Genomic DNA, 8453 nt, shown 5'->3' with positions numbered 1-8453 from the left:
GGGTCTGAGCTGCGGGCACGAACGTGGATGCGAAAAAACCCTTGGCGGCCAAGCGCCGGAGTTCCGCTCAGTAATGACACCCTTCAACTGCATTCACAGCGAATCGAAGTGCCAACCTACGATCGTTCTACCCTGCAACGCGGAGTTGTACACATCGGTGCGGGCAACTTCCACCGCGCCCATCAAGCAGTCTACTTCGATGACCTGGCCTGCTCGGGCATTTCCAACCAGTGGGGAGTCACCGGCGTCAGCCTGCGCTCCCGCGACGTCAAAGACGTGCTGTCGGCCCAGGACGGCCTGTACACCGTCGTGGAACGAGGCCATCAGGGCGAAACGGCCCGCGTCGTCGGCTCGATCGGCTCTGTCCACTACGCACCGAACGACGGTGAGGCGGTCCGAGCCGCGCTGGCTGACCCCCGCACCCGCGTCGTCAGCCTGACCATCACCGGTAACGGATACTTCCTCGACCCGCTCACTCGCGAGTTCGACGCCAGCCATCCCGACGTGCGGGCGGATGTCGTCAAGTCGGGTAGCTATGTCACGGCGTGGTCATATCTGACCGACGCGCTGGAGCTGCGTCGCCGCGCCGGCACCGCGCCGTTCACGGTGCTCTGCTGCGACAACATCCCGGACAACACTCAGGCGGCGCGGACCGCGCTGGTGTCGTTCGCCGCGCTGAAGGATCCCCGGCTCGCCCGCTGGATCGACACCTATGTCGCGTTCCCCTCGACGATGGTCGACCGCATCACTCCGCAGACCTCGGACGAGGAGGTCGAATTCGTTCGGCAGACATTCGGCATCGCCGACAAGTGGCCGGTGCTCACCGAGCCGTACTGCCAGTGGGTCATCGAGGACAGCTTCTGCGGCGGTCGTCCACCGCTCGACGAAGTCGGCGTCCAATTCGTTGCCGATGTCAGCGACCACAAGTTGGTAAAGACCCGTCTGCTCAACGGAACTCACATTGCGATGTCGTGCTTGGCCATGCTGGCCGGGTACCAGCGCACCGATGAGGCCATGGGCGACGAGGCCGTCTTCGACTTCGTCGAACAGCTGATGCGCGACGAGATTCAGCCGCTGCTACCCGCGGTACCCGGAATGAACACGCCCGAGTACCGGGACTCGTTGCTCTCGCGGCTCAGCAATCCCCAGATGAGCGACCAGTTGTCGCGACTGGCGCGCCGCGGATCGGAGAAGATCGCGTCGTTCCTGTTGCCGTCGCTGTATGAGGCGATCGAGCAGGATCGACCGCACACCCTGCTAATGCTTGCCCTCGCCGGGTGGATCCGATACCTGCGGGGTTACGACCTCAAGGGCGCCAAGATCCGCATCGACGACCCGCAGAAAGAGTTGCTGACCAAGTTGGCGACAATGGACGGCAGCAATCCAGATCCGCTGCTGCGCCACGAGATCTTCGGCGAACTTCGGATGATCCCTGGCTTTGCGGAGCGCTTGCGCGAGATGATTACCGATATCGACGAGCACGGTGTTATACCCGCGCTGCGCAATGCGTTGCGGGACAACACGCGGGAGCTGGTGTTGTCATGAACCAGCCCCTGACATTCGTCCGCTCGTTCGACCCCGCGTCGATCACCACGTTGTTGTTGGATGCCGACGACAACCTATTTCCTTCGGAGGCACCGGCATTCGATGCTTCAGCCGAGGTCACCACTCGTTTTATGGCCCGGTTCGGCGTGTCGGCGCCACTCAGTGGCGACGAGCTGCGTAAGAAGGCCGTCGGTAAGAACTTTCGTAGCACCGCTACCGACCTGGCGGTGCTGAGCGGAGTTCCGTTCGAGAAAACACTGGCCGATGGCCGTCCCGATGCTGTGCTGGCATCTGAAGCCGACCTGGCAAGTGGTCGCGCGTTGACCGCCGCTGAGCTCGAACAGTGGGTGCGTCGAGAGCGCGAGCAGGTCACCGCTCACTTGGCGGTAACGCTGAAGCCGGACCCGGAGGTGCTCACGCCACTGCACGATCTCGCGCCGCGGTTCGCAATGGCCGCGGTGAGTTCCAGTGCACTGGGGCGTCTGAAAGCCTCGTTCACCGCGGCCGGCCTCGATCTGCTCGTTCCTGAGGCGGTGCGCTTCAGCGCCGAAGACTCGCTGCCGGTGCCGACGAGCAAGCCGGACCCAGCGGTCTACTTGCATGCCGGCCGTGTGCTGGGCGTCGAAGGTCCACACGGGCTGGCCGTCGAAGATTCGGTACCCGGTGTGACCTCGGCCGTCGCGGCCGGTTACTTCGCCGTCGGTAACGTGATGTTTGTGCCCGCCGACGAACGGCAAAGCCGCACCCGAGAACTGCTTGATGCGGGCGCAGTCGCCGTGACCGATTCGTGGCGAGAACTCGCCGACGCCCTCATCTTGTCGGCCGTGGCAGCTGGAGGTTCCGCGGGCACCTAGGCATCGTCACCTTGCCATGACGATTCGGGCCGCGACCCGGAAGGAGCTGTCAATCGTGCCTAACGCAATGACCCTGAACAATGCGGCGCTGAAAAGCCTGCCGATCGACGCGCCGAAATATGACCGCGGCAGTGTCAGCGTCGGGATCGCGCACATTGGGGCCGGTCACTTCCACCGGGCACATCAGGCTGCCTACATCAATCTGCTGCTTCAGCAAGGCCTGGCAAGCGAATGGGGCATCTGCGGAGTAGGGGTGATGCCCGCCGACTGGACCATGCGCGACGTCCTGAACGATCAGGACGGGCTCTACACGCTGATTTTGGAGAACCCCGACGGCACCCGGGACGCCCAAGTGATCGGCTCGATTATCGACTACCGCTACGCCCCGGACGATCAGGAGTCCGCGTTGGAAGTGCTCTCCGCGCCGTCCACCCGGATCATCTCGCTGACCATCACCGAAGGCGGGTACCGCGATCCCGATGGACCCGCGTTCGCATTGATCACAGAGGCGCTCGCCAGACGCCGCAGTCGCGGAATCCCCGCGCCGACAATCGTTTCCTGCGACAACATCGAGAACAACGGCGAGGTCGCCCAGCGCACGGTGCTGGCCAGTACCGAACGTGTCGATCCCGAGTTGGCCCAATGGGTAGCCGAGCACGTCCGGTTCCCGAATTCGATGGTCGACCGCATCACGCCGGCAACGACTTTGGAGATGGCCGCGGAAGTGCGGCGCGATTTCGGTGTCGACGACCGCTGGCCGGTGGTGGCCGAACCGTTCAGCGCCTGGGTGATCGAAGACGACTTTGCCGATGGCCGGCCGCCGCTGGAGAAGGCGGGGGTGCTGGTGGTCGACGATGTCCGCCCGTACGAATTGATGAAGTTGCGTCTGCTCAACGCCGGACATCAGTGTCTGTGCTACTTCGCGCACCTGTGCGGCTTCGAGTTCGTTCACGACGCGGCGCAGGATCCGTTGTTCGCGGCGTACCTGCTCGCGTATTTCGACACCGAGGCCATCCCGACGCTGCCGTCGGTTCCGGGAATCGACTTGCATGAATACGGTCGCACGCTGGTCGAACGGTTCGCCAACCCAGCCGTGCGCGACACCGTCGCGCGGCTCTGCGCCTATTCGTCGGACCGCATCCCGAAATGGCTGCTCCCAGTCATCTACGACAACCTGGCCAACGACGGGCCGGTTCAGCTGGCGTCGGCGGCGGTGGCCAGTTGGGCCCGCTACGCCGAGGGTGTCAACGAGTGGGGGGAGCCGTACGAGGTGCTCGACCAGTTGGCCGACTCGCTCATCCCGATCGCCCGCTCTCAGCGCGAAAACCCAAACGCATTCATCGAAATCACTGCGGTATTCGCAGACCTGTCCCATCAGCATCGGTTCGTCGAGGCATACCGCTGGGCGCTGGATTCGTTGCACGGCAAGGGAGCTCGCGCAACCTTGGAGGCGTTGGTGCAATGAGCCGCGGGTTGGTGATCGGCGAAGCTCTGATCGACATCGTCCAGGACGGCCATCGAGTCGCCGGCGAGCATGTCGGCGGGAGCCCGCTCAACGTGGCAGTCGGGCTGGCCCGGCTGGGCCGCGACGTTGATTTCCTCACTCACATCGGCAACGACCCCTATGGTCAGCGCATCGCTGAGTACGTCAATGCATCTGGGGCTCACCTCGTTTCGGGAAGCCAAGGCGCCGAGCACACGACGACGGCGCGGCTGACCGTAGGCGAAAACGGTTCGGCGAACTATGAATTCGATCTGGACTGGCAGTTGTCCGGTACGCCGCCGGTGTCGCCGCCTCTTGTTGTGCACACCGGATCGATTGCTGCGGTTCACGACCCGGGCTGTCTGGCCGTCGCGGCACTCGTCGACGCCTATCGAATCTCGGCCACGGTCAGCTTCGACCCCAATGTGCGGCCGTCGCTGATTGTCGATCGCGAACTGGCCCGGACTCGTATCGAGCATCTCGTGGAGCGCAGCGACATCGTGAAGGTCAGCGAGGAAGACCTGCACTGGCTCGACCCGGATCGCCGCCCCGACCAGATCGCCCAAACCTGGCAGTCATTGGGTCCCGCGATCGTGGCGGTGACGATGGCCGACCAGGGCGCCGAGGCCATCTGCGCGGCCGGGGTGGTACGGGTGCCGGCGCGATCGGCACGGGTGGTCGACACCGTTGGCGCCGGCGACTCGTTCATGGTCGGCCTGCTCGACGCGCTGTGGGCGCAGGGGTTGTTGGGCGCCGACCGACGCGCGGAGCTTGCCGCACTCGATCTCGAGGCGCTGACGGCCGCACTCGAGGCCGGCAGTGCCGCGGCGGCGGTCACCGTCAGCCGGGCGGGTGCTGACCTGCCGGATCGGGATGCACTCAGCGCCGCGGCGCAGCAGCGACTTGGCTGAACCGGCATAGCGAAGGCCGCCCCCAGCTAACCTAACCGTCAGCAAAGGGGTCGCTATGCGCAGTGGGTGGGTCGGACGAATCGGCACAGCCGCGGCCGACACCAACGAGGTCGCGCTGCAGAAGCAGCTCGCAGTTGTGCTGTGCGCGGGGACCTTACCGTTCACTGTGTTGTGGAGCGTCACCTATTTGCTGGTGGATGCCCCATGGGCCGCCGTCGCGCCGGCGTTCTACACGGTTTTCACGCTGGCGAACACAGCGTTGTTCGCCTGGACCAGGAATCTCGAGTTCTATCGCTTTACTCAACTGCTGGTAATCCTGATCTTGCCCTGGCTGGTGACGGTCGCGTTGGGCGGATTTCAGCAGTCCAGCGCGGTCATCGTCTGGGCGGCACTGTGTCCGTTGGGCTCGCTGTTGCTCGAAGAGCCCCGACGGACGCTGCTGTGGATCGTCGGCTTCGTCGCGTTGCTGCCCATTACGGCATTGCTGCAGCCGCACCTGACGCCGACGCATCTGCCCGACGCGTTCGTGACATGGTTCTTCGTGCTCAACCTCGGAACGGTGATCGCGGTCGTGTTCGGGCTGCTGCATTACTTCGTTCGGCGCCGCGACTTCTTCCAGGCGAGTTCGGAGATGCTGCTCCTCAACATCCTGCCGAAGGAGATCTCTGAAGCCCTCAAGACCGAACCCCGTGCGATCGCCGCCCATTACGACCAGGCCAGCATTTTGTTCGCCGACATCGTCGGGTTCACCCCGATGGCGTCGACGATGCTGCCCCTCACCCTGGTCGACCTGCTCAACGACGTATTCGAGTGCTTCGACGATCTTGCTGACAAGTACGAGCTTGAGAAGATCAAGACCATCGGAGACTGCTACATGGTCGCCGCAGGCGTGCCACGCCAACGCCTGGATCACGCGGAAGCGTTGGTCAACTTCGCGCTGGATATGCAGGCCGAGATCGGCAAGCGGACCTTCGGCGGCCGCAGGCTCGCCTTCCGCATCGGCATCAACTCCGGCCCGGTGGTCGCGGGCGTCATCGGCCGCCGAAAATTCATCTACGACCTGTGGGGTGAGACGGTCAATATGGCAAGCCGGATGGAATCGCACGGCACCGGCGGCGTCATCCAAATCTCGCGCAATACCTTCGACCTTGTCGGCGATCATTTCGATTGCCAGGCCCGCGGGACGATTGAGGTCAAAGGCGTCGGTCGAGTGGAAACCTGGCACATAACCGGCAGGACGCCGACGCAGCGTGGTTAAACGCGTACCCGCCTAGCAGTATGGGCATACTGGCAGCATGCGTTCGATCTGGAAGGGCTCGATCTCTTTCGGGCTGGTCAACGTCCCGGTCAAGGTGTACAGCGCGACCGAGGACCACGACATCAAGTTTCACCAGGTGCATGCCAAAGACAACGGCCGCATCCGGTACAAGCGGGTGTGCGAGGTAGACGGCGAGGTTGTCGAGTACCGCGATATCGCGCGGGCGTACGAATCCGATGACGGTCAGATGGTGATCATCACCGACGACGATATCGCTACGCTGCCCGAGGAACGCAGTCGCGAGATCGAGGTGCTCGAATTCGTGCCGGCCAGCGAGCTCGACCCGATGATGTTCGACCGCAGCTACTTCCTCGAGCCCGACGGCAAGTCCACGAAATCCTATGTGCTGCTGGCGAAGACATTGGCCGAGACCGATCGGGTGGCGATCGTGCATTTCGCCTTGCGCAACAAGACCCGGCTTGCGGCATTGCGGGTAAAGGATTTCAGCAAGCGCGAGGTCATGGTGATCCACACACTGCTATGGCCCGATGAGATTCGCGATCCGGACTTCCCGGTGCTGGACAAGAAGGTCGAGGTCAAGCCGGCCGAGCTGAAGATGGCCGGGCAAGTGGTCGAATCGATGGCTGACGATTTCAACCCCGACCGCTATCACGACGACTACCAGGAGCAGCTGCAGGAGTTGGTGCAGGCCAAACTCGAAGGCGGGGAGGCCTTTACCACCGAGGAGCAGCCCAAAGAACTGGACGAGACTGAAGATGTCTCGGATCTGCTGGCCAAGTTGGAGGCCAGCGTGAAGGCGCGCTCCGGCGGCGACAAGGCACCGGCAAAAAAGACGCCCGCGAAGAAGGCCCCGGCCAAAAAGACCGCCGCCAAAAAGACCGCTGCCAAGAAGACCGCCGCGAAAAAGACGCCCGCCAAAAAGACTTCCGCGAAAAAGGCGCCGGCGAAGGCTGCTTCGAAGTCCTGACTCGCATTTCTGCAACCGGGTGCTGGTTGTCCGATGCCGCTAAACCCGCACCGTGAACCGCCGTTCGCGAGTATCGTCCGTCTGCAGTGCGGCCAGATCCGGGCCGCGTGCAGGAAGAGTTCGACATGGGTCATATTCAGAAAGCGTTGGCAGGGATCGCGATCGCGGCCTGCGCGGCAATATTCACCCTGATCGGCGCGGCTGCCGGTGCTCACGCTGATCCGCCGATCTGCGGCAGCCCCGACGTACCGTGCGCCGGCCCGAGTCCGCTGACCCCGGAACAACAGTGCGCGTTGACTGCATATCGGATGATGATGCCCTGCAACTGGATGGGCCAAAAGGTACCCCAGGGCACCCCAGGGAGCTGGGGCTAGCCCAGGACCTGTTGGGCCGCAAACAGTTTGGAGTACGACTTGGCGCCATCGACCAGCTACCGGCTACTTCGGATCGCGCTTGGCTTCTTCGGCGCGTTGATGTTGCTCCTCTATCCGCTAGCCGTTGTGTGGCCATCGGGGTGGGCCTGGCATCACGGCGCGCCCTATCAATCCGACTACTTCATGATGATCGTCGGCCTGTACGCGACGCTGGGCCTGTTCCTCGTGAACGCGGCGCGACGTCCCGAGGCGAACGTCAGCCTGATCTGGTTCACCGTGTGGTCAAGCGTCGTGCACGCCGTCGTGATGGCGGTGGAATCGTTCAAGCCCGGCCACCACATGGGACATCTGTGGGGCGACGTTCCGGCGCTGCTGCTGGCCGCCGTCGTGCTGGCAGTCCTCGTACGGTCGTCGGGCATCACGCGAGCTGAAAGCCACTCACCCCGCGAAGCGGCGTGATCTCAACTAGCGTTACTGCATGGATGTCCGGCCAGCCCGATGGTTGACTGCCTGTGCCGTGCCGATGGCCGCCGTCGCACTGTTGCTGGCGGCGCCCGCCTCGGCTGACGCCACTGATGATGCGTTTCTCGCCGCGCTGGCGAAGCGCAACATCTTGATCGACGATCGCGATACGACGCTTTCCGAAGCTCACCTGGTGTGTGCCGGCCTCGACAACCACTACAAGTCAAGCGTTTTGGCGATGAAGCTGGTGCAGGACACCGATCTCTCGCTCAAAGAATCCAGCTTTTTCATCGGCGTCGCGATGTCGGCCTACTGCCCGCAGTACGCGGGACGAACCGATACGTCGATGAACTGGCTCAACCCTGGTCCCCCATTGATGTGACCCGCAGGGCCGGGTCATGCATGCCGGTCGGGCTGTTGAACCTGCGGGTTCCTTAGCGGATGCTGAGCGACTCTGGAAATCGACATGCGTGTCGTGTTCGTGTAACCGCCGACCGCCTGCTTTCCCCGACCAAGGAAAGTTAGATGGCCGTTGATCAGCATCAATGCTGCAGAGCGGGGTGACAGGGAAAAGAAGC

10 protein-coding genes are annotated in these 8453 nt (G+C 63.4%); 9 read left to right on the top strand and 1 reads right to left on the bottom strand.

Annotated elements, in window-relative coordinates; all coding sequences use genetic code 11:
- Positions 1 to 27: 27 nt before the first annotated feature.
- From WAO18_RS15500 to WAO18_RS15460, 9 genes are all read left to right on the top strand, one after another.
- Positions 28 to 1545 carry a mannitol dehydrogenase family protein gene (locus WAO18_RS15500; RefSeq protein ID WP_422207141.1) on the top strand — a complete coding sequence of 506 codons (1518 nt, stop codon included), beginning with the start codon at positions 28 to 30 and terminating at the stop codon, positions 1543 to 1545.
- Positions 1542 to 2399 carry an HAD family hydrolase gene (locus WAO18_RS15495; protein ID WP_422207139.1) on the top strand — a complete coding sequence of 286 codons (858 nt, stop codon included), beginning with the start codon at positions 1542 to 1544 and terminating at the stop codon, positions 2397 to 2399. The genes WAO18_RS15500 and WAO18_RS15495 overlap by 4 nt, the downstream gene beginning before the upstream one ends.
- Before the next feature lie 67 nt (positions 2400 to 2466).
- Positions 2467 to 3864, top strand: a complete 1398-nt coding sequence (locus tag WAO18_RS15490; protein WP_422207140.1) for a mannitol dehydrogenase family protein — start codon at positions 2467 to 2469, stop codon at positions 3862 to 3864.
- Positions 3861 to 4793 carry a carbohydrate kinase family protein gene (locus WAO18_RS15485; protein ID WP_422207138.1) on the top strand — a complete coding sequence of 311 codons (933 nt, stop codon included), beginning with the start codon at positions 3861 to 3863 and terminating at the stop codon, positions 4791 to 4793. The genes WAO18_RS15490 and WAO18_RS15485 overlap by 4 nt, the downstream gene beginning before the upstream one ends.
- A gap of 55 nt (positions 4794 to 4848) precedes the next feature.
- On the top strand, positions 4849 to 6051 hold the full coding sequence (locus WAO18_RS15480) for an adenylate/guanylate cyclase domain-containing protein (RefSeq protein WP_422207137.1): 1203 nt from the start codon (positions 4849 to 4851) through the stop codon (positions 6049 to 6051).
- Positions 6052 to 6088: 37 nt separating this feature from the next.
- A complete protein-coding gene (locus WAO18_RS15475; protein WP_422207136.1) occupies positions 6089 to 7039 on the top strand; it encodes a Ku protein in 951 nt (316 codons plus the stop codon).
- 86 nt (positions 7040 to 7125) lie between these two features.
- Complete coding sequence (locus WAO18_RS15470) at positions 7126 to 7413, top strand: hypothetical protein (RefSeq protein ID WP_422207135.1); 288 nt, start codon at positions 7126 to 7128, stop codon at positions 7411 to 7413.
- A gap of 39 nt (positions 7414 to 7452) precedes the next feature.
- Positions 7453 to 7872 (top strand): DUF6632 domain-containing protein, encoded by a 420-nt coding sequence (locus WAO18_RS15465; RefSeq protein ID WP_422207134.1) that lies wholly within the window; start codon positions 7453 to 7455, stop codon positions 7870 to 7872.
- A gap of 19 nt (positions 7873 to 7891) precedes the next feature.
- Entirely contained in the window at positions 7892 to 8257 is a 366-nt protein-coding gene (locus tag WAO18_RS15460; protein WP_422207133.1) for a DUF732 domain-containing protein, read from the top strand.
- A gap of 14 nt (positions 8258 to 8271) precedes the next feature.
- On the opposite strand, the gene WAO18_RS15455 is transcribed toward WAO18_RS15460, so the two are convergent.
- On the bottom strand, positions 8272 to 8453 hold a 182-nt coding region (locus WAO18_RS15455), incomplete at its 5' end, for a hypothetical protein (protein WP_422207132.1).

This window comes from Mycobacterium sp. (assembly GCF_049278535.1).
Classification (GTDB): domain Bacteria; phylum Actinomycetota; class Actinomycetes; order Mycobacteriales; family Mycobacteriaceae; genus Mycobacterium.
This window is presented reverse-complemented; position numbering and strand designations above follow the sequence as displayed.

Coding starts and splice junctions, on each gene's coding strand:
- WAO18_RS15500 (WP_422207141.1), top strand. CDS start 28: ATGCGAAAAAACCCTTGGCGGCCAAGCGCCGGAGTTCCGCTCAGTAAT.
- WAO18_RS15495 (WP_422207139.1), top strand. CDS start 1,542: ATGAACCAGCCCCTGACATTCGTCCGCTCGTTCGACCCCGCGTCGATC.
- WAO18_RS15490 (WP_422207140.1), top strand. CDS start 2,467: ATGACCCTGAACAATGCGGCGCTGAAAAGCCTGCCGATCGACGCGCCG.
- WAO18_RS15485 (WP_422207138.1), top strand. CDS start 3,861: ATGAGCCGCGGGTTGGTGATCGGCGAAGCTCTGATCGACATCGTCCAG.
- WAO18_RS15480 (WP_422207137.1), top strand. CDS start 4,849: ATGCGCAGTGGGTGGGTCGGACGAATCGGCACAGCCGCGGCCGACACC.
- WAO18_RS15475 (WP_422207136.1), top strand. CDS start 6,089: ATGCGTTCGATCTGGAAGGGCTCGATCTCTTTCGGGCTGGTCAACGTC.
- WAO18_RS15460 (WP_422207133.1), top strand. CDS start 7,892: ATGGATGTCCGGCCAGCCCGATGGTTGACTGCCTGTGCCGTGCCGATG.